This window comes from Micromonospora sp. NPDC050276 (assembly GCF_044459545.1).
Classification (GTDB): Bacteria; Actinomycetota; Actinomycetes; order Mycobacteriales; family Micromonosporaceae; genus Micromonospora.
Map to the genome: position 1 here is coordinate 51698 of NZ_JBITJA010000003.1, position 20032 is coordinate 71729.

The 20032-nt window shown below is 73.2% G+C and carries 12 protein-coding genes; 8 read left to right on the forward strand and 4 right to left on the reverse strand.

What is annotated here, in order from left to right; translation table 11 throughout:
* Positions 1-83: 83 nt before the first annotated feature.
* From ligA to ACIBF8_RS06350, 6 genes are all read left to right on the forward strand, one after another.
* Positions 84-2219 carry an NAD-dependent DNA ligase LigA gene (gene ligA / locus ACIBF8_RS06325; RefSeq protein ID WP_396781314.1) on the forward strand — a complete coding sequence of 712 codons (2136 nt, stop codon included), beginning with the start codon at positions 84-86 and terminating at the stop codon, positions 2217-2219.
* Between the two features lie 157 nt (positions 2220-2376).
* Positions 2377-5163, forward strand: a complete 2787-nt coding sequence (locus ACIBF8_RS06330) for an EAL domain-containing protein (RefSeq protein WP_396781315.1) — start codon at positions 2377-2379, stop codon at positions 5161-5163.
* Between the two features lie 145 nt (positions 5164-5308).
* The gene (gatC, locus tag ACIBF8_RS06335) at positions 5309-5614 is read left to right on the forward strand and encodes an Asp-tRNA(Asn)/Glu-tRNA(Gln) amidotransferase subunit GatC (protein WP_030337175.1); all 306 of its coding nucleotides are present in this window, start codon (positions 5309-5311) and stop codon (positions 5612-5614) included.
* 76 nt (positions 5615-5690) lie between these two features.
* Complete coding sequence (gatA, locus tag ACIBF8_RS06340; protein ID WP_396781316.1) at positions 5691-7169, forward strand: Asp-tRNA(Asn)/Glu-tRNA(Gln) amidotransferase subunit GatA; 1479 nt, start codon at positions 5691-5693, stop codon at positions 7167-7169.
* Positions 7170-7182: 13 nt separating this feature from the next.
* Positions 7183-8682, forward strand: a complete 1500-nt coding sequence (gene gatB / locus ACIBF8_RS06345) for an Asp-tRNA(Asn)/Glu-tRNA(Gln) amidotransferase subunit GatB (protein ID WP_396781317.1) — start codon at positions 7183-7185, stop codon at positions 8680-8682.
* 107 nt (positions 8683-8789) lie between these two features.
* On the forward strand, positions 8790-11147 hold the full coding sequence (locus ACIBF8_RS06350) for a transketolase-like TK C-terminal-containing protein (protein WP_396781318.1): 2358 nt from the start codon (positions 8790-8792) through the stop codon (positions 11145-11147).
* Positions 11148-11189: 42 nt separating this feature from the next.
* Here ACIBF8_RS06350 and ACIBF8_RS06355 read toward each other — a convergent pair whose 3' ends face one another.
* The 3 genes from ACIBF8_RS06355 to ACIBF8_RS06365 all read right to left on the reverse strand — a co-directional run bounded on the left by ACIBF8_RS06355 (position 11190) and on the right by ACIBF8_RS06365 (position 15937).
* Entirely contained in the window at positions 11190-12794 is a 1605-nt protein-coding gene (locus ACIBF8_RS06355) for a metallophosphoesterase (RefSeq protein ID WP_396781319.1), read from the reverse strand.
* A gap of 60 nt (positions 12795-12854) precedes the next feature.
* The gene (locus ACIBF8_RS06360) at positions 12855-14027 is read right to left on the reverse strand and encodes a PQQ-dependent sugar dehydrogenase (protein ID WP_396781320.1); all 1173 of its coding nucleotides are present in this window, start codon (positions 14025-14027) and stop codon (positions 12855-12857) included.
* Positions 14028-14119: 92 nt separating this feature from the next.
* The gene (locus ACIBF8_RS06365) at positions 14120-15937 is read right to left on the reverse strand and encodes a SpoIIE family protein phosphatase (RefSeq protein WP_396781321.1); all 1818 of its coding nucleotides are present in this window, start codon (positions 15935-15937) and stop codon (positions 14120-14122) included.
* Between the two features lie 186 nt (positions 15938-16123).
* On the opposite strand from ACIBF8_RS06365, the gene ACIBF8_RS06370 reads away from it, so the two are divergent.
* On the forward strand, positions 16124-17050 hold the full coding sequence (locus ACIBF8_RS06370) for a 2-hydroxyacid dehydrogenase (RefSeq protein ID WP_396781322.1): 927 nt from the start codon (positions 16124-16126) through the stop codon (positions 17048-17050).
* Here ACIBF8_RS06370 and ACIBF8_RS06375 read toward each other — a convergent pair.
* Positions 17044-17436, reverse strand: coding sequence for a PH domain-containing protein (locus tag ACIBF8_RS06375; protein WP_396781323.1), 393 nt, complete (start codon positions 17434-17436; stop codon positions 17044-17046). The two genes, ACIBF8_RS06370 and ACIBF8_RS06375, sit on opposite strands and share 7 nt — an antisense overlap.
* 217 nt (positions 17437-17653) lie before the next feature.
* On the opposite strand from ACIBF8_RS06375, the gene ACIBF8_RS06380 reads away from it, so the two are divergent.
* Entirely contained in the window at positions 17654-20032 is a 2379-nt protein-coding gene (locus ACIBF8_RS06380; RefSeq protein ID WP_396781324.1) for an EAL domain-containing protein, read from the forward strand.

Here is a 20032-nt window from a genome sequence, read left to right on the forward strand (position 1 = left end):
GGGCGACGGATTGTCCCACCGGCCCGATACCGTGCCGGAGTAGCGTGATCAGGGAGGTCGCAGGCGTGTCCGAAGGTGGCGGTGTGTCCGAGGAGCAGATCGGTCAGCAGGTCAGCCCGGCGCAGGAGGCGGCGGCCGGGGCTGAGCCGACGCCGCAGATCAGGGAGCGGCATGCCACGCTCAGCCAGGAGCTGACCGAGCACCAGTACCGCTACTACGTGTTGGACGCGCCGACCATCCCCGACGCCGACTTCGACCGGCTGTTGCGCGAGTTGGAGGCGTTGGAGGCGGAGTTCCCGGCGCTGCGGACGCCCGATTCGCCGACCCAACGGGTGGGCGGCACCTTCTCGACCGACTTCACCCCGGTCACCCATGCCGAACGGATGCTGTCGCTCGACAACGCCTTCGCCGACGAGGAGTTGGCGGCCTGGGCCGAGCGCGTCGAACGGGACGCGGGCGGCCCGGTGCCCTACCTGTGCGAGCTGAAGGTCGACGGGCTGGCGATCAACCTGACCTACGAGAACGGCCGGCTGGTCCGGGCCGCGACCCGGGGTGACGGCCGCACCGGTGAGGACGTCACCGCCAACGTTCGCAGCATCCGGGATGTGCCCAGCCAGCTCGCCCCGTCCGCCGAATTCCCGGACATCCCCGAGTTGGTGGAGGTGCGGGGCGAGATCTACTTCCCGGTCGCCGCGTTCGCCGATCTCAACGCGGGTCTGGTGGAGCAGGGCAAGGCACCCTTCGCCAACCCCCGCAACGCCGCCGCGGGCAGCCTTCGGCAGAAGGATCCGCGGGTCACCGCCTCCCGGCCGCTGCGCCTGGTGGTGCACGGCATCGGCGCTCGCCGTGGGTTCCAGCCCACGGCGCAGTCCGAGTCGTACGCGGCACTGAAGTCGTGGGGGCTGCCGACCAGCGACCGGTGGCGGGTCGTTCCGGACCTGGCCGGGGTCGCGGAGTTCATCGCCTACTACGCCGAGCACCGGCACGACGTCGAGCACGAGATCGACGGTGTGGTGGTCAAGGTCGACCCGGTCTCCATCCAGGGCCGGCTCGGGTCGACCAGCCGCGCCCCCCGCTGGGCGATCGCCTTCAAGTACCCGCCGGAGGAGGTCACCACCAAGCTGCTCGACATCGACGTCAACGTGGGTCGTACCGGCCGGGTCACGCCGTTCGCGGTGCTCGAGCCGGTGCGGGTGGCGGGCTCCACGGTTGCGCTCGCCACCTTGCACAACGCCCGCGAGGTGGAGCGCAAGGGCGTGCTGATCGGCGACACGGTGGTGCTGCGCAAGGCCGGCGACGTCATTCCCGAGGTGCTTGGCCCGGTGGTCGATCTGCGCCCCGCCGATGCCCGGCCGTTCGTGATGCCGACCAGTTGCCCCGCCTGCGGCACCCCGCTCGCGCCCTCGAAGGAGGGCGACGTCGACATCCGTTGTCCCAACACCCGCAGCTGCCCGGCCCAGTTGCGGGAGCGGGTGTTCCATCTCGCCGGCCGCGGCGCGTTCGACATCGAGGTGCTCGGCTACAAGGGCGCCGCAGCCCTGCTCGACGCGGAGATCATCAGCGACGAGGGGGACCTCTTCCAGCTCGACGCCGAGCAGTTGTCCCGCTCACCGTTCTTCGTCAACAAGGACGGCAGCCTGGGCAGCAACGCCAGCAAGCTGCTGGACAATCTCGCGGTCGCCCGGGAGCGGGACCTGTGGCGGGTGCTGGTGGCGCTCTCCATCCGGCACGTCGGCCCGACCGCGGCCCAGGCGCTGGCCCGGCACTTCCGTTCGATGGACGCCATCGACGCGGCCACGGAGGAGGAGCTGTCCTCGGTCGACGGGGTCGGCCCGACCATCGCGGCCAGCATCCGGGAGTGGTTCGCGGTGGACTGGCACCGCGAGGTCGTCCGCAAGTGGGCCGAGGCCGGCGTACGGATGGCCGAGGAGGCGGTCGACGAGGGGCCGCGCCCGTTGGAGGGGTTGACCGTGGTGGTGACCGGCACGCTCGCCGGTTTCTCCCGCGACCAGGCCGCCGAGGCCGTGCAGAGCCGAGGCGGCAAGGTCAGCGGGTCGGTTTCCAAGAAGACGAGCTTCGTGGTGGTGGGGGACAACCCCGGCTCCAAGGCTGACAAGGCCGCCAGTCTCAAGGTGCCGGTGCTCGACGAGGACGGGTTCCGGCTCCTGCTGGACGCGGGTCCGGACGCCGCGCGGGGCGTCGCTCAGCTGGGCGGCTGACCCGGCCAGCGGCTGGTCGCGGCGACTGGCCGCGTATACCAACTTAATTACGACTACGACCGATTCGTGACTGTCATACCGGGAAACTGGGTGCCGAGGGCGTTTCATTGGGTCACGGCGTGCGCACCGGCACGCCAATGGTCGGTCGGGAGGTGTGGTGGAGGTCGCCGACCCACGCAACTCGCTTCCGGCGGGACGGGTCGCACCGTTCGCCGCCTTCGTCGTCGGCATCCTGCTGGTCGCCGCGCTGACCGCTGCGGTTCCACTCGCGACGCTCCCCGGCGAGCTGTCCGAGCTGCCGGTGGCGTTCTGGACGATGGCCGCGCTCGCCGTGGTCTGCGACGCCCGCCCGTTCGTTCCGCCGGGGCGTCGGCAGACCTCCGCGGTGTTCCCGTCCACCTGCTTCACGTTCGCGATCCTGCTCGGCTGGGGCCTCGGCCCGGCGGTCGTGGTGCAGGCGGTGGGGGTGGTCGTCTCGGGCTGGCGGATGCGGCACGCCGCCTGGCGCACGGCGTTCAACGTCGGCCAGTACGCGTGCGCCCTCGCTGCCGCGTACGGGGTGATCCAGCTCGGGTCGGGCACCATCTTCTCCGGCGGGCGGTTGCACTGGACCGACGTGGCTGCCGTCGGCGGTGCCACGCTGGCCTGGTTCGTCGTCAACTACGGGCTGGTCAGCTGGGCGGTGCGACTGCGTTTCGGAGGCCGCTGGTGGCCCACCCTCCGCCAGGGGCTCGGCTTCGAGTTGCTCTCCACCGGTTCACTGCTGCTGCTCGCACCGGTGCTGGTCGCCGCCGCGCGGGTCAGCGCCGCGCTGATCCCGCTGGTGCTGGTGCCGCTCTTCGCCGTCTACCGGATGGCGCGGTTGACCAACGAACAGGAGCACCTGGCCGCCGCCGACCCGCTGACCGGGCTGCCCAACCGCAAGGCCCTCCTGGCCGAGGTGGCGGAGCAGGTGCACGTGCATGCCGAGCGGACCGCTCGGGGCGAACCGAATGGGCAGTTGGCATTGCTGCTGATCGACCTGGACCGGTTCAAGAACGTCAACGACGCCCTCGGGCACGCCGTGGGTGACCGGCTGCTGGTCGAGGTCAGCGCCCGGCTCACCGACGTGCAGCCTCGACCGCAGATGATCGCTCGGCTCGGCGGCGACGAGTTCGCCATCGTGATGACCGGGCTGACCGACGTCGGTCAGGCGCGGGAGTTGGCCGACCGGGTGGTTGAGGCGTTGGCCGAGCCGGTGCCGTTGGACGGGCTGCCGCTGGATGTGGGCGGGTCGATCGGGATCGCCCTCTTCCCCGAGCACGGCGAGGACTTCGCCACCCTGATGCGCCACGCCGACGTGGCGATGTACGACGCCAAGCACCGCAACGACACGGTGGCGGTCTACGCCCCGGAGTCCGACCACAACTCGGCCGAGCGACTCGGCCTCCTCGCCGACCTGCGCCGCGTACTGGAGGCCAGCCCATCGTCCGACGGGCCGTTCGACAGTGAGCGCGGCCGGGCCGACGGGCCGTTCGACAGCGAGCGCGGCCGGGCCGAGCCGCCGTTCGACAGTGAGTCGACGGGTCAGGGTTCGGGCGAGGGGACGACCACCGGCGACGCCGGGGACGGCCGGCACAGCATGCCGAACGGCGCCGAGCTGGCCGACGTACCCCTTGTCGCGACGGCGGAGGTGCGCGGTGGCGACGGGGCGGCGCTGCCCAGCGCGCCCCCGGCCGAGGCCGCGTCACACCGGACCCCGGCCGAGGCCGCGTCACACCGGCCCCCGGCCGAGGCCGCGTCACACCGGACCCCGCCCGAGGCCGCGCCACACGCGGACCCGGCGCCGGTGGTTGCCACGGCGCGGTCCGGTGCCGGCCGGTGGTGGGCACGCCGTCGGCGCACCGATGTCGAGCTGATGCACGCCGACGAGTTGATCAACCGGATCGCCACCGGGGCCGACCCGATCCGGGGCCGCAACACTCGCGCCACGGTGACCGGGACCCGCCCCGTCCCGGCCCGGGAGCGGCGCGCCGGGGGCGGGAACGGCCGGCGGTCCCCGAACGGGAGCGCGGTGGGCAACAACGGCCCGGGGGCGCGGCGGGACGTCGGGTCCGGTACGCCTGCCCACCCCATCGAACCGTCCGGATGGGCGCACCCGGACGGTGAGCAGGTCGACGACGCTGGCGAGATCACCATGTACTACCAGCCGCAGATCGCCATCGCGACCGGCGAGGTGGTCGGTGTCGAGGCCCTGCTGCGATGGCGGCATCCCCGGCGGGGCATGGTCGACCCGGAGGAACTCATCCGGGTCGCCGAGCAGAGCGCGGTGATGCGACTGCTCACCCGCCGGGTCGTCGACGACGTGGTGGAGCAGCTCGCCAAGTGGTCGGCGGCCGGCATCGTCCTGCGCGCGGCACTCAACGTGAGCGTGCGCGACCTGCACACCGGCGAGATCGCCGACCAGATCGCCGACCGGCTGGCCCGTTCCGGGGTGCCGGCCGAGCGGCTACAGGTGGAGATCACCGAAGGCGCGTTGATGGCCGACCCGCGTCGGGTGCTGGCCACCATCTCCCGGCTGCACCGGATCGGGGTGGCCATCGCGCTGGACGACTTCGGCACCGGCTACTCATCTCTCCAGCACCTGCGCCGGTTGCCGCTGTCCGAGGTGAAGGTGGACCGGTCGTTCGTCCTCGGGATGGCCGACGACGCCGACGACGCGGCGATCGTCCGGTCGATGATCGAGCTGGCCGGCGCTCTGGGGTTGCGGGTGGTCGCCGAGGGGGTCGAGGACGAACGCACCTGGCGGATGCTGCACGCGGCCGGCTGCGATGCCGCTCAGGGCTGGTTCTACGCCCGGCCGATGCCGGCCGAGGAGTTGGTCACCTGGCTGGCCCGGTACCGCCCGGTCCGTCCGACCGGCGGGCACCCGCAGCCTGACGTCGCCCGCCGGCCCACCCGCTGACCCCGCACGAGGGCCGGCGGAGGGGGAGTCGGGGACGCGGCACCGAAGCGGAACAATAGACTCGCTCCGGTCACCGCGCGTCACGCTCCACCCGCCGCGCGGCCGGCACATCGCCCGACCAGCAGGAATTCAGAAGGGGGCACGGATGGCCGCCATCTCCCGCGAGGAGGTCGCGCACCTGGCGCGCCTGTCGCGGCTCGCCGTCACCGAGGAGGAGCTGGACATGTTCGCCGGCCAGCTCGACGTGATCCTCCAGGCGGTCGCCCAGGTCGGCGAGGTCGCCGCCGCGGACATCCCGCCGACCTCGCACTCGGTGCCGCTGACCAACATCTTCCGCGAGGACGTCGTCACGCCGTGCCTCACCCCGGAGGAAGCGCTGTCGGGCGCGCCCGACGCCGAGGACCAGCGGTTCCGCGTACCGCGGATCCTGAGCGAGGATGTGGCCTCATGAGCGAGCGGCAGCGAGCGAATCAGCAGTGCAGCGCCGTGGTGCCTCATGGCGTCGCGAAGCGAAGCGGAGTGACGGCATGAGCAGCGATCTCATCAGAATGACCGCGACGGAGATCGCGTCCCTGGTCGCCGGGGGTGAAACCTCGGCCGTCGAGGTGACCCAGGCGCACCTGGACCGGATCGCCGCGGTCGACGACCGGGTGCACGCGTTCCTGCACGTCGACACCGAGGGCGCGCTCGCCGCGGCCCGCGCGGTGGACGAGCGCCGGGCCGCCGGCGAGGAGCTCGGCCCGCTCGCGGGTGTGCCGGTCGCGGTCAAGGACGTGCTCGCCACCCGGGGCGTGCCGACCACCGTGGGGTCGAAGATCCTGGAGGGCTGGCGCCCGCCGTACGACGCGACGATCGTGCAGCGCCTGCGGGACGCCGGCACGGTGATGCTCGGCAAGACCAACATGGACGAGTTCGCGATGGGCTCCTCCACCGAATACTCGGCGTACGGCCCGACGCACAACCCGTGGGACCTCAGCCGGATCCCCGGTGGCTCGGGTGGTGGCAGCGCCGCCGCGCTGGCCGCGTACGAGGCGCCGCTGGCGATCGGCTCGGACACCGGCGGCTCGATCCGCCAGCCCGGCGCGGTCACCGGCACGGTGGGTGCCAAGCCCACCTACGGCGGCACCTCCCGGTACGGGCTGGTGGCCTTCTCCTCGTCGCTCGACACCCCCGGCCCGTGTGCCCGTACGGTGCTCGACGCGGCCCTGCTGCACCAGGTGATCGGTGGGCACGACCCGCGTGACTCCACCTCGATCCCGCAGCCGGTGCCGGACGTGGTGGCGGCGGCGAAGCTCGGTGCGACCGGTGACCTGACCGGTGTGCGGCTCGGCATCGTGAGCGAGTTCGTCGGCGAGGGCGCCGAGCCGGGCGTGATGGCCGCGTTCCGCGAGTCGGTGGACGCCCTCGCGAAGCTGGGTGCGGAGATCGTCGAGGTGTCCTGCCCGACGTTCGCGTACGCGCTGCCGGCGTACTACCTGATCGCCCCGAGCGAGTGCTCCTCCAACCTGGCCCGGTTCGACGGCGTCCGGTTCGGCCTGCGGGTCGGCGACGACGGCAACCGGTCGCTGGAGGAGGTCATGTCGCTGACCCGGGAGGCCGGCTTCGGTCCGGAGGTCAAGCGCCGCATCATGATCGGCACGTACGCGCTGTCGTCGGGTTACTACGACGCGTACTACGGGCAGGCGCAGAAGGTCCGGACGCTGATCACCCGGGACTTCACCGCCGCGTTCGAGCGGGTCGACGCGCTGATCTCGCCGACCACTCCGTCGGTGGCGTTCCCGATGGGCGCGCGGACCGCCGACCCGTACCAGATGTACCTGGCCGACCTGTACACGATCCCGACCAACCTGTACGGCGGGCCGGGCATCTCGGTGCCCTGCGGGCTCTCCGAGGGGCTGCCGGTCGGTCTGCAGGTGATGGCCCCGACGATGGCCGACGACCGGATGTACCGGGTCGCCGCCGCGTTGGAGTCCGCCGTCGGCACGTTCACTCCACCGGCACTGTGAGGCAGGAGCCCCGATGACCACGACACTGCCCGCGTACGACGAGGTCGTTGCGCGCTTCGAACCGGTGATCGGCCTGGAGACCCACGTCGAGCTGGGCACGAACACCAAGATGTTCTGTGGTTGCCCGACCGACTTCGGCGGCGAGCCGAACACCCGGGTGTGCCCGGTGTGCCTGGGTCTGCCCGGTTCGCTGCCGGTGGCCAACAAGGCGGCCATCGAGGCGATCATCCGGATCGGCCTGGCGTTGAACTGCTCGATCGCCGAGTGGTGCCGGTTCGCCCGGAAGAACTACTTCTACCCGGACATGCCGAAGAACTTCCAGATCAGCCAGTACGACGAGCCGATCTGCGTCGACGGGTACCTGGACGTCGAGGTGGGCGGCGAGACGGTACGGATCGAGATCGAGCGGGTGCACCTCGAGGAGGACACCGGCAAGACGCTGCACGTCGGCGGTGCCACCGGCCGCATCCACGGTGCGACGGAGTCGCTGGTCGACTACAACCGGGCCGGCATCCCGCTGGTCGAGATCGTGACGAAGCCGATCACGGGCACCGGCGCGCTCGCCCCCGACGTGGCCCGGGCGTACGTCGCCGAGCTGCGGGACGTGATCCGCACCCTCGGCGTCTCCGACGTGCGGATGGAGGAGGGTTCGCTGCGCTGCGACGTGAACACCTCGCTCAACCTGCCCGGTCAGGAGTGGGGCACCCGCACCGAGACCAAGAACGTCAACTCGCTGCGGTCGGTGGAGCGGGCGGTCCGCTCGGAGATGCTGCGGCAGGCGTCGGTGTTGGACGCGGGGGGCCGGATCACCCAGGAGACCCGGCACTTCCACGAGGACACCGGCGACACCACCCCGGGGCGCTCGAAGGAGACGGCGACCGACTACCGGTACTTCCCGGAGCCGGATCTGGTGCCGATCGCCCCGGACCCGGCCTGGGTCGCCGAGCTGAAGGCCGCCCTGCCGGAGCTGCCCCGGGTGCACCGGCGTCGGCTGCAGCAGCAGTGGGGCCTGTCCGACCTGGACATGCAGTCGGTGCTGAACGCCGGTGCGGTCGAGCTGATCGAGGCCACCGTGGCCGCCGGGACCACCCCGGCCGCAGCCCGTAAGTGGTGGCTGGGTGAGCTGTCCCGCCGGGCCAACGAGAGCGGCGTGGAGCTGGCCGAGATCGGCGCCACCCCCGCCCAGGTCGCCGAGCTGCAGGGGCTGGTCGATGCCGGCAAGCTCAACGACAAGATGGCCCGCACGGTGTTGGAGGGCGTGGTCGACGGCCAGGGTTCGCCCACCGAGATCATGACCAATCGGGGCCTGGAGGTCGTGTCGGACACCGGTGCGCTCACCGCGGCCGTGGACGAGGCGATCGCCGCGAACCCCGGCATCGCCGACAAGATCCGCAGTGGCAAGGTCGCGGCGGTCGGTGCGCTGGTCGGCGCGGTCATGAAGTCCACCCGGGGCCAGGCCGACGCGAAGACCCTGCGGGAGCTGATCCTGGAGCGCCTCGGCGTCCAGGGCTGACCCCGAACGGCAACGGACGGGCCGGCGCACTCTGCTCCGGCCCGTTCGCCGTGTAGACCGCACACCCCTTGCGAGGGCGTCAACGGCGACGCCTGGATGGAGCCACCGTGACCCAGCACGACCTCGATGTCCTCGACGAGATCCAGCGGCGGGTGCTCTGGCTCGCCACCCGGATCGTGGACGCCGCCAACCACGACCGGGCCACCGGCGACGGTGTGAAGGTCGGCGGCCACCAGGCGTCCAGCGCGTCCCTGGTCACGGCGATGACCGCGCTCTGGTTCGCGCACCTCGATGCCGAGGACCGGGTCGCCGTGAAGCCGCACGCGTCCCCGGTCTTCCACGCCATCCAGTACCTGCTCGGCAACCTGGACCGCTCCTACCTGCCCCGGCTGCGGGCCCGGGGCGGTCTCCAGTCGTACCCGTCGCGCACCAAGGACCCGGACGAGGTGGACTTCTCCACCGGTTCGGTCGGCCTGGGCGCGGCGGCGCCGCTGTTCGCCGCCGCCACCCGGCGGTACGTCGACGCGCACTTCGGGGCCCGACCGCACTCCCGGTTCGTGGCGCTGATCGGCGACGCCGAGCTGGACGAGGGCAACATCTGGGAGGCGGTGGCCGACCCGGCGACCACCGGGCTGGGCAACGTCATGTGGCTGGTCGACTTCAACCGCCAGTCGCTCGACCGGGTGGTCCCCGGCATCCGGATCAACCAGTGGCGCGGTCAGTTCGAGGCGGCCGGCTGGCACGTCGTGGAGGTCAAGTACGGTCGGCGGCTCGCCGAGGCGTACGCCCGGCCGGGCGGCGAGGCGTTGCGCGACTGGATCGACGCGATGCCCAACGAGCAGTACCAGTCGCTGTTCGGGCTGGCCGGGCCGGCGCTGCGCAAGCAGTTCCTGGACGGCGCGCCGGCTGCGGTGGGTGCCTTCGTGGACGGCATCGACGACGAGGACCTGGGCCCGCTCGTGACCGACCTGGGTGGGCACGACCTTCAGGCGATGCTGGACGCCTACGCCCAGTGCGACGCGGTCACCGACCGGCCCAGCGTCGTCTTCGCGTACACCGTGAAGGGTTGGGGGTTGCCCATCGCCGGCAATCCGCGCAACCATTCCGCGCTGCTCAGCTCGGAGCAGGTCGACGCGCTGCGGGCCGCGCAGGGGTTGACCACCGAGACCGAGTGGGACCGCCTCGACCCGGCGTCACCCGCCGGGATCCAGGCCGGCGCCCGCCGGGAGGCGCTGTCCCGCGCGCCGCGCGAGCGTGCGCTCGGGGTCACCGTTCCGGAGAGCACGGGAGTACGCGCCAACAAGCCGATCTCCACCCAGGAGGTCTTCGGTCGGGTGCTGGTGGACCTGGCGCGGGACCGGGAGGTGGGCCGCTACCTGGTCACCACCGCCCCGGACGTGGCCACCTCCACCAACCTCGCCGGGTTCATCAACAAGACCGGCGTGTTCGCCCCCACCGAGCAGCGATCCTGGACCGAGGACCGGATGCTGCGCTGGACCGAGAGCCCCGCTGGGCAGCACATCGAGCTGGGCATCTCGGAGATGAACCTGTTCCTGCTGCTCGGCCAGCTCGGGCTCTCCTGGGACCTGTCCGGGCAGCCGCTGCTGCCGGTGGGCACGGTCTACGACCCGTTCGTGCTGCGGGGCCTCGACGCGTTCCTGTACGGCACGTACTCCGGCTCCCGGTTCGTGGTGGCCGGCACCCCGTCCGGCATCACCCTCGCCCCGGAGGGCGGCGCCCACCAGTCCACCATCACCGCGTCGGTCGGCCTGGAACTGCCCGGGGTGACCTTCATCGAGCCGGCGTACGCGGCCACCCTCGACTGGCTGCTCTGCGACGCGCTCGGACAGATCGCCGGTGGGTCGGCCCCGGCCGCGACCGCCGCACCCGCCGAGGACGGCGCGTACTACTTCCGGTTGAGCACCCGCCCGCTGGACCAGGCGCCGTTCGAGGCGGCCCGGGCGCGGCTCGGCGACGCGGTGCTGCGTCGACAGGTGGTCGCCGGGGCGTACCGGCTGATCGACGCGCACCAGGCGTACCCGCACCTGGTCGACGCCCCGGTGGTGCAGCTGGCCGCCTCCGGCGCGGTGCTGCCCGAGGTGCTGACCGCCGCGGCGGAGCTGGCCGACGAGGGCATCGCCGCGCACGTGGTGGACGTGACCTCGCTGGACCGGCTCTACCGGGCCTGGCAGCGCACCCTGCGCCAGGGCGTACGCACGGCCACGGTGCCGAGTGTGCCGGGCGCGCTGCGGTCCGCGTTCGCCGACCGGGTGCCGGTGGTGACCGTGCACGACGCCGCGTCACACGCGATGGCCTGGCTCGGTTCGGCGGTCGGCGCGCCGGCGGTGCCGCTCGGGGTGGACGAGTTCGGCCAGTCCGGCAGCGTCTCCGAGCTGTACGAACTGCACGACCTGCTGCCCGGCAGCATCGTCAACGCCGCCCTGGCCGCCATCGCCCTGCGCTGACCCGTCGACGCCCACCGGTCGCCGCCGGGCGTCGGCCTGGGCTCAACCGGTCGGCGTGGGCGTGGGCGTGGCGGGGACACCGTCGGTCGGCGTGGGTGTGGGTGTGGCGGGGACGCCGGCGGTCGGGTTCTCCACCAGGCGTCGTTCCAGGTTGACCTGGGCCTGCCCGGTCCCACCGACGGTGATGGTGTCGTACGCCTGGAGCATCTTCTGCTGGTCGAAGTAGAGCACGCTCATCGACAGCGGGGTCGGCTTCTCGCCCTCCAGGCCGCGCAGCCCGGCGCCCCCGGTGGAGCCCTCCACCATCAGCGTGGTGGGCTGCTGCCCGGCTGCCTGCGGCAGCTTGGAGACCTGCCGGTCGTGGGTGTGCCCGGCCAGCACCAGCGGGCAGGTGCCGGCGAGCGGCCCGGCCGACGCCGGGTCGTGCACGAGAGCGATGTTGACCGGTCGCGGTGAGCTGCGGACCGTCGCGGCGAGCTGGTTGCCGGCCCCGATCACCTGGTCGGCCACCTGCTGGGTCAACCCGCTGCCGGCGGGGGAGGTGTTCTTGTCCGGGGTGAAACGCGGGTCGCCGATGCCGGCGATGGTCAGCCCGGCGACCGTCGTGGTCGTGTTGTTCAACACGATCGCGTTCGGCTGGCGGGCCACCGCGGCGGCGGTCTTGCCGGAGTCGTGGTTGCCCCGGATGAAGACGTACGGCTTCTTCAGCAGGCCGATCGAGGCGACGAAGGACGCCTCCGGCTCGCTGCCCCAGTCGGTGATGTCCCCGGTGTCGATCACCACGTCGATGCCGAACTGCTCCACGACCGTCCGGATCAACTGCCAGCCGGTCGGGTTGAGGTGCATGTCGGAGACGTGCAGCACCCGGGTGGTGCCCGGGGTCGGCTCCAACAGCGGAAGCGCCGAGACGGTGGTGTAGAGCTGGCTGACGTTGCCGACCAGGCGCTGCAACTGTTCCGCGTACTTGGTGTAGTCGTTGGCGATCCGGCGGGCGTCACCGACGATGGCCGGCGCGTTGACCAGCAGCCCCTCGTAGCGTGGCTCCTCGATGGCCTGCGGCCGGAGGGTCGCCGCCGCCGTGCCGAGGCTGCCGGCGGTGACCAGCAGCGCCAGCCCACCCGCCCAGGCGGTACGCCGGACGTTGCGGAAGATCAGCCCGGCCAGGACCAGGGTGACCAGCACCGACGCGCCGAGGGTACGCAGGCCGAGGCGCATCACCCCGGAGCGGACGTCCTCCACGGCGCTCTGGCTGGCCCGGCTGATGCTGGCCGGGTCGTCGATCAGCGCTTCGGTGCGCCCCTGGTCGAGCGCGCCCAGCCGGACGGTGAGGTGGGTCGGCCCGTCGTGGCTGTCGAGCAGCAGCGCGCCGAGCGGCGGGATGTCGACGGTGGTGCCGCCGTCCCGGGCGGGGGAGATGCTGAGGTTGGCCCGGAACGGGCCGATGTCGGTGCTCACCTGGCCACCGGCCAGCACCCCGAGCACCGCCCCGGCCAGGGCCACGGCGAGGACGGCGATGATCAGCCCGAGGCGGCGCAGCGGACCGGCGGCAGCGCCCCGCCAAGGCGATGGGCGCGGCCGGTCGTCGCCGGTCACCGGGTCGTCCCGGTCATCGGCGTCGTCCGGCCGCTCGTCGTGTTGCCCGTCCATGCTGAAAGTCTGACCTGCCCATCGGAAGATCTTGGCAAACCTGAACTGATGGTGACGAAGTCAGCTGCGCCCGCCGTCACCGCCCGCGAAGACCACCCGCAGCAGCCGGTCGTCGTCGCCGGCCGGGTTGCCCCGCCCGTCGTGGTTGGAGGTGCTCACCCAGAGTGACCCGTCCGGTGCGGCGGCCACCGCGCGCAGCCGGCCGTACCGGTTGGTGAGCAGCTCACTGGGCTGACCGAGCAGCGTACCGGTGTCGGTCAGCTCCATCACCCAGAGGCGCTTGCCGCGCAGGCAGCCGGTGGCCAGCAGCCGGTCCACGGCGGCCAGACCGGAGCAGGACGCGTCCGACGTCCCCCACTGCGTGATCGGGTCGGTGAACCGCTTGTCGTCGGCCTTCCCCTCGACCTCCGGCCAGCCGTAGTTGCCGCCCTTGGTGATCTGGTTGATCTCGTCCCAGGTGTTCTGGCCGAACTCGACGGCGTACATCCGCTTCGCGGCGTCCCAGGCGAAACCCTGCACGTTGCGGTGCCCCACCGACCAGACCGGGGAGTTGGGGTACGGGTTGCCGGCCGCGGGCTTGCCGTCCGGGGTGATCCGGAGGATCTTGCCGCCGAGGCTCTTCACGTCCTGCGAGTTGGGACGCTCGCCGGCGTCGCCCGTGCTGACGTAGAGCTGCCCGTCCGGGCCGAAGCCCAGCCCACCGCCGTTGTGCACATTGGCCTTGGGGATGCCGGTGAGGATCGGGGTGGGCTGCCCGCCGAGTTGCAGCCGGGCGACCCGGTTGTCCTGCTCGGTGGTGTAGTAGACGAACACCGTCCGGTCGCGGGCGTAGGCGGGGGAGACAGCGATGCCGAGCAGCCCGCCCTCGCCGGCCGCGGCCACGTCGGGGATGGTCTGCACCGGGCGGACCCGCAGCCCGTCCGGCCCGGACTCGGGCCCGACCTGCAGGATCCGGCCGTTGTCCCGTTCGGTGACCAGCGCCCCGCCGTCCGGCAGGAAGGCGATGGCCCAGGGCACCCGCAAACCCTTGGCGAGCACGGTCGCCACCGCCTGCTGGCCGGCGCCGCCGGGGCCCGCCGACGCGGACGGGGTGGGCAGGTTGGGTGGCTCGCCGGCCGGGTCGGGCTCCGGCTCGCCGAAGCTGCAACCGGCGGTGAACAGCAGCGCCGCGCAGGACGCCGCGAGGGCCACCCGGAGGCGGCGGATGCGAGGGTACGGGGGACGGGCGCTCACCCGGCCCAGGGTAGCCCGCCGCGCGGCCCGACCGGGCACGTCGACATCCAACGGGTACCGGTGACCCCGCTCGCCGGTCCCCGCAAGGCCGCTCACCGGGCCCGTACGGCCAGCAGTGCGGTGTCGTCCTCGCGGTGCCGGATCGAGGCGAGCAGCAGGTCGCACAGCTCGTCGAGGGGCAGCGTGTCGGTGCCGGCCAACCGACCCATCAGCTCGGCCAACCCTTCGTCGATGGAGCGGTCCCGCCGTTCGATGAGCCCGTCGGTGTAGAGCAACAGGGTGTCGCCGGTGGCCAGGCGGGTCGACTGGCTGCTCCGCGGCGACGGACGGGCCAGGCCGAGCAGCGGCTCCGGCGTCGCCGCGAGGGCCTCGACCGCCCCGCCCACCCGGACCACCAGGGCCGGCGGGTGCCCGGCGTTGGACCAGGTCACCTCGTGCACACCGGCGTGCTGCGGACAGATCCGGACCAGCGTCGCGGTGGCGGCGATCGGCAGCCGCAGGCCACGAATGGCGCCATCCAGGTCGCTCAGCAGTGACCCGACCGCGTCCGGCCGGCCGAAGGCGTTGCCCCGCACCAGGTTGCGCAGCTGACCCATGGTCGCCGCGGCCTCGATGTCGTGCCCGGCCACGTCCCCGATCGCCGCGATCACGTCGCCGTCGGGCTGCACGAAGGCGTCGTACCAGTCACCGCCCACCTCCACCCGGTCGGCCGCCGGCTGGTAACGGGCGGCCAGCTCCAGCTCCGCCACCACCGGCAGTCGGGGCAGCATGCTGTGTTGCAGCACCTCGGCGACGTGCCGCTGCTCGCCGTACATCGAGCTGTTGCCGACGGCCTGGCCGGCCCGGCGGCCGATGTCGACCGCGGTGAGCAGGTCCCGGTCGTCGAACTGCTGACGTTGGCCGCCGTTGACCAGCGTGATCGCCCCCAGCACCGTGCCGCCGACACCCCGTACCGGCACGCTCAGGTAGGAGGCGATGCCCAGCCGACTGGCGATGGAGGCCATCTCGGGGAGGGTGGTGCCTCGCGTCACGTCGGCCAGGGAGGCCACGCTGCCGAGCCGGGGCTGGCCGGTCCGGAGCACCGCCCGGATGATCGACTCGGGGCTCAGCCCGGTGCGCAGCAGCTCACCGAAGCGGTCGACGTCCGCCGCGCGGGCCGGATCCCGGTGCACCGAGACCACCTCGCGGGGCAGCCCGGTCGGCCCGATCAGGGTGAGCAGGCACCAGTCGGCGAGCAGCGGCACCATGGTGGCGGCGAGCCGGCGCAGCGCGGTGCCCACGTCCAGCGTGCCGGCCAGCGTCTCGCTCACCCCGGCCAGCAACTCCAGCCGCTCGTGCGCCTGCACGACCCGCCGCCGTGCCTCCTGCGCGCCGTCCAGCGCGATCCGCAGCCGCAGCTCTGACGAGCAGGCGGCGGCCAGGTCGGCCAGGGTTCGCAGCTGCGCGGCCGTCCAGGCGCGGGGCTTGTTGTCGATGGCGCAGAGCGAGCCGAGCACCCGGCCGGAGAGGTCGGTCAGCGGCATCCCGGCGTACGCGACCACACCCAGGTCGTCGATGGCCAGGTTGTCGCGCACGCGGGGGTAGAGCCGGGCGTCCGGCAGCACCATCGGGACCTCGATGTCCACGACGTGCTGACAGAACGAGTGGCTCAGCGGGGTCTGCCGGCGCTCCGACCAGGGTGCCGGCAATCCGACCGCGCCCGGAAAGAACTGCCGGTCGGCGGAGACCAGCGAGACCAGTGCGACCGGCACGTCCAACAGGTCGCTGACCAGCCGGGCGAACCGGTCGAACGCCTCGTCCGGGGCGGCGTCGAGCCCGGTGTCGGCGAGCGCGCCCAACCGCGCCGGGTCGCCGAGCACCGAAGGTGGCGCGATCGAACGCCGGGCGGAGGCGGGGGAGCCGTTGGTCATCGAGCACCTGTCTGCCGGGGTGGAGGCGGACCGGCCCTCCGACCTTTCGTTATACCTCGTCCAGGCCGGGGTCGAACATTCGCGTGCTGAGTCTCGCCCGCCCCGGTCCCGCGCACCATCCCCCGGGACGCCGGTTCGCCGCCGTGCCCGCACCGATCCCGGTGGCGGGGACTATCGTCGGCGGACGTGAAGGTATGGATTCCGCACCAGGCCGGCCTGAACCTCCTGGGCGAGCTGCCCCCGGACGTGACCGTGGAGGTCTTCGAGCACACCGACCGGATGCCGTCCGAACCGGCCGACGTCCGCGTCTGGGTGCCGCCGTTCCTGGGTGGCTCGGACGCGACGGCGGTGCTGGGTGAGCTGCCCGACCTCGCGGTGGTGCAGTTGCTCTCCGCCGGGGCGGACGCCTGGGCCGGCCGGACACCGCCGACCGTCACGCTCTGCGATGCCCGGGGCGTACACGATCCCGCCACCGCCGAGTGGGTCGTCACCGCGATCCTCACCCAGCTGCGGGCGTTCCCGGCGTTCGTCCGCGCGCAGGCCGAGCGGCGCTGGGCGTACGCGGACCACACCCCGACCGACGAGCTGACCGGCAAGCGGGTGCTCATCGTCGGCGCCGGTTCGATCGGTTCCGCGGTCCGCGACCGGCTCGCCCCCTTCGACGTGAGCTTCACCCTGGTCGCCAGGACGGCCCGCCCCGAGCAGGGGGTGCACGCCGTCGAGGAGCTGCCCCGGCTGCTGCCCCACGCGGACGTGGTGGTGGTGCTGGTGCCGCTCACCGACCAGACCCGTGGCCTGATCGACAAGGCGTTCCTGGCCGCGATGCCGGACGGGGCGCTGCTGGTCAACGCCGCCCGAGGGCCGGTGGCGCACACCGACGCGCTGGTGGCCGAGCTGGGCACCGGTCGGATCTCGGCGGCGTTGGACGTCACCGACCCGGAGCCGCTGCCCGCCGACTCCCCACTCTGGGCGATGCCGAACGTGCTGCTCACCCCGCATGTGGGCGGGTCGGTGCGCGGCCTGCTGCCGCGGGCCTACCGACTGGTCGGCGATCAGGTACGCCGGTTCGCCGCCGGGCAGCCGCTGATCAACACGGTGGTCGACGGCTACTGACCGGGTGCGTCCGCCGCGCCCTGGGGCAACGTCTGGCCGGTGGCCGCGACCAGCCGGGGCAGGTCTGTTCCCCGGACGGCCGGCAGGGCGACCTGCTGGCCGTCGTCGAGCCGGGCGATCGCCCGTCCGCGCTGGTCGGTGGTCAGCTCCAGGATCTGGTCCCAGCCGATCCGGCGCTGCCCGGCCAGCGCCCGAAGGCGCAGCTCCCGCGCGTCGGCTTCGGTGCCGGCCCGCCAGGCCCAGACCGCGACGGCGAGCGGGACGATCAGCACCGGGAGGAGGTAGGCCCGGGCGCTGGCCAGCGGCAGAGCGCCGACGAAGGCGATGGTCGCGGCCACCAGGATGGCTTGGTTGTACCGGAAGCGGACCGTGTCGGGCTTACTCACCCCCCGATGATCCCACTGCCGCCCGGTCCGGTTCGCGGCGGGCGGTGCCAGAAGTCCCTGGTGGGCCGTACAGTGACACGGGTCGTTGTCTTCTCTGAGTGACCGGCAAGTAACCAATCTGGCTGTCCATCGTTGCCAATCGTGGGTAGCGGACCCGCAACGTCCGTTGTCCCGCACCGCCGCACCGCCCCCGTGCCCCCTCACGAAGGCGACCGCCGTGCTCCTCGCGTACCCGTTCCGCGTCCTCGTCCCCCGCCGTGCGGCACCGGAGGCCGCCACGTCCCTGGCGGTGGCGCTGCTCCTCCTCGCCGCCACCGCCGATCTGGCCCCGACCCCGGTGGTGATCGCGCTGTCTGCCGGCGCCGGTGCCACGCTCGCCGGGCTGCGACTCTCCCGACTGGCCACCCGGCACCGCACCGATCCGACCCCGCGCGCGGCGGGCGTGCTGCTCGACGCGGCGGTGGTGCTGGCCGGTCTCACCGCCGTCGTGCTGCCGCTGGCCGACCTCGGGCACACCCTCGCCGTACTGGTCGGGTCGTTGGTCGTGGCGGCCCTCGCGGTGGCCGGTCTGTACCGGCTCCCCGGTCGCGCCCGGCCGGCAGCCGGGCTGCGACTGCGCTGGCTGGTCGAGTCGACCGGTCCGGCCGTCGGGCTGGCCCTCGCCGGTTGGCTGCTGCTGCCCCGGGACGGCCTGCCGGCCCCGGGACGGCTGGTCGCCGCGTTGATGCTCGGCGGGCTGGGCATGGCCGCGCTGGACGCGTTCGCGGGGCCACGGCGGCGCTCGGGTGCGGCGGTCTGCCGGGGCGGCGTCCTGCTCACCCTGGGTGGGCTGGTGCTGCTGGCCACCCTGCCGTCCGCACCGGGCGGGCGGGTGGCCCTGCTGGCCGTCCCCCCGCTGGTGTTCGGAATGCTGCTCGTCGCGGTCGGTGCGGCGGATGCCGCGGCCGACCCGGAGCCAGCGGAGCCGGTCGCTCCGGCCTGGCCCCGGTCGGTGCTTCCCGCGGCGGTGCTGCTGCTGGCGTCCGGTCTGCACCTGGGGGCCGGCCGCGCACCCGACCGGACGAGCGTGCTGCTGGCCCTGGCGGCGGTGCCGCCCCTGGTGCTGCGCGAGCTGCTACGCGGCGGTGACACGTCCACGTCCGTTCGGCGGGCCGCTCATCGCCGGCCGACCGGCAGCGCGGTCCGGCACCGCCGGGCGGCGCCGGCACGCTGGCTGGGCACGCCGCAACCGGCACCGACCGAGCGGGCCTCCCCCGGCGACGGGGAGGGCGCGCCCACCGCGATCGGGGTCGACTCGCCCTGGTCGCCCGATGACAATCCCGCGTGGTCGGCGCTCGGTCGGCGGCCGGGTGCGGGAAGCGGCACCCCCGGCGACCGGGCCGCGCTGCTGGACGCCCTCGCCGCGATCGGCGACGTTCCGGCGCCGGCCGGCGCGCTGCTGCTGGTGGACCTGCACGGCACCGACGGGCTCGGCCCGACGGCCCGGGAGGACGTGCTGGCCGAGGCGGTGCACCGGGCGCGCGCGGTCATCGCCCCCGACGATCTGGTCACCGGCTGCACGGGCACCGGCTTCGCGGTGGTCACCGCCGCCGGCCCCGTGCTGGCGTACGCGCTGGGCACCCGGCTGTTGAACGCGCTCGGTCCGCCCTACCGGCTGGCCGGCGCGTTGCTGCGGGTGCAGACCAGCATCGGGTTGGCCGAGGTGAGCGGCGCCGGGCCGGCGGACGTGCTCCGGCAGGCCGAGTTGGCCCGACGGCGGGCCGTGCAGCTGGGCCGGGACCGGGTGGAGTGGTACGACGCGTTCCTGGAGGAACAGCTGGTGCGCCGGCTCGACCTGGAACGCGAGCTGCCCGGCGCGGTGGCGCGCGGCGAGCTGGATCTCGTCTACCAGCCGGTGGTCGACCTGGCCGACGGGCAGCCGGTGGGCGCGGAGGCGCTGCTGCGCTGGCGCAGCCCAGTGCTCGGCACCGTGCTTCCGGCCGAGCTGCTGCCGGTCGCCGAGGACCTGGACCTGGTCGGCGAGTTGGAGTGGTGGGTGCTGGACCGGGCCTGCCGGCAGTTGTCCGACTGGTCGGTCGGCGTCCGGGAGCTGTGGATGGCGGTCAACGTCACGACCCGGGAGCTGACCACCCCCGACTTCGTCCAGCGGGCCGCCGCCGTGCTGGCGGCGTACGGGGTGCCGCCGGAGCGGCTGGTGGTGGAGGTGAGCGAGCCGAGGGTCGCCGGTGACCTGCCGACCGTGGTGGCTCGGCTGGCCGGGCTCCGGTCGCTGGGCGTACGCACCGCGCTGGACGACTTCCGGGCCGAGCACGCCTCGCTGGCCCAGCTTCGCCGGCTGCCGATCGACCTGCTCAAGGTGGGTCCGGAGTTGGTGGGCGCACGGCCGGACGGGCAACCGTCACTGATCGACGTGGTGGTCAACGTCGGCGAGCGGCTGGGCGTCGAGATCGTCGCCGAGGAGTTGGAGTCGTCGACCCAGGTCGAGGGGGCACGCCGGGGCGGTTGCCGGTACGGGCAGGGGTTCGCGCTGGCCCGCCCGGCGACGGCCGAACGGGTCGAGGCGTACTTCGAGGAGTTCCCTTCAGCGTCCCGCTGA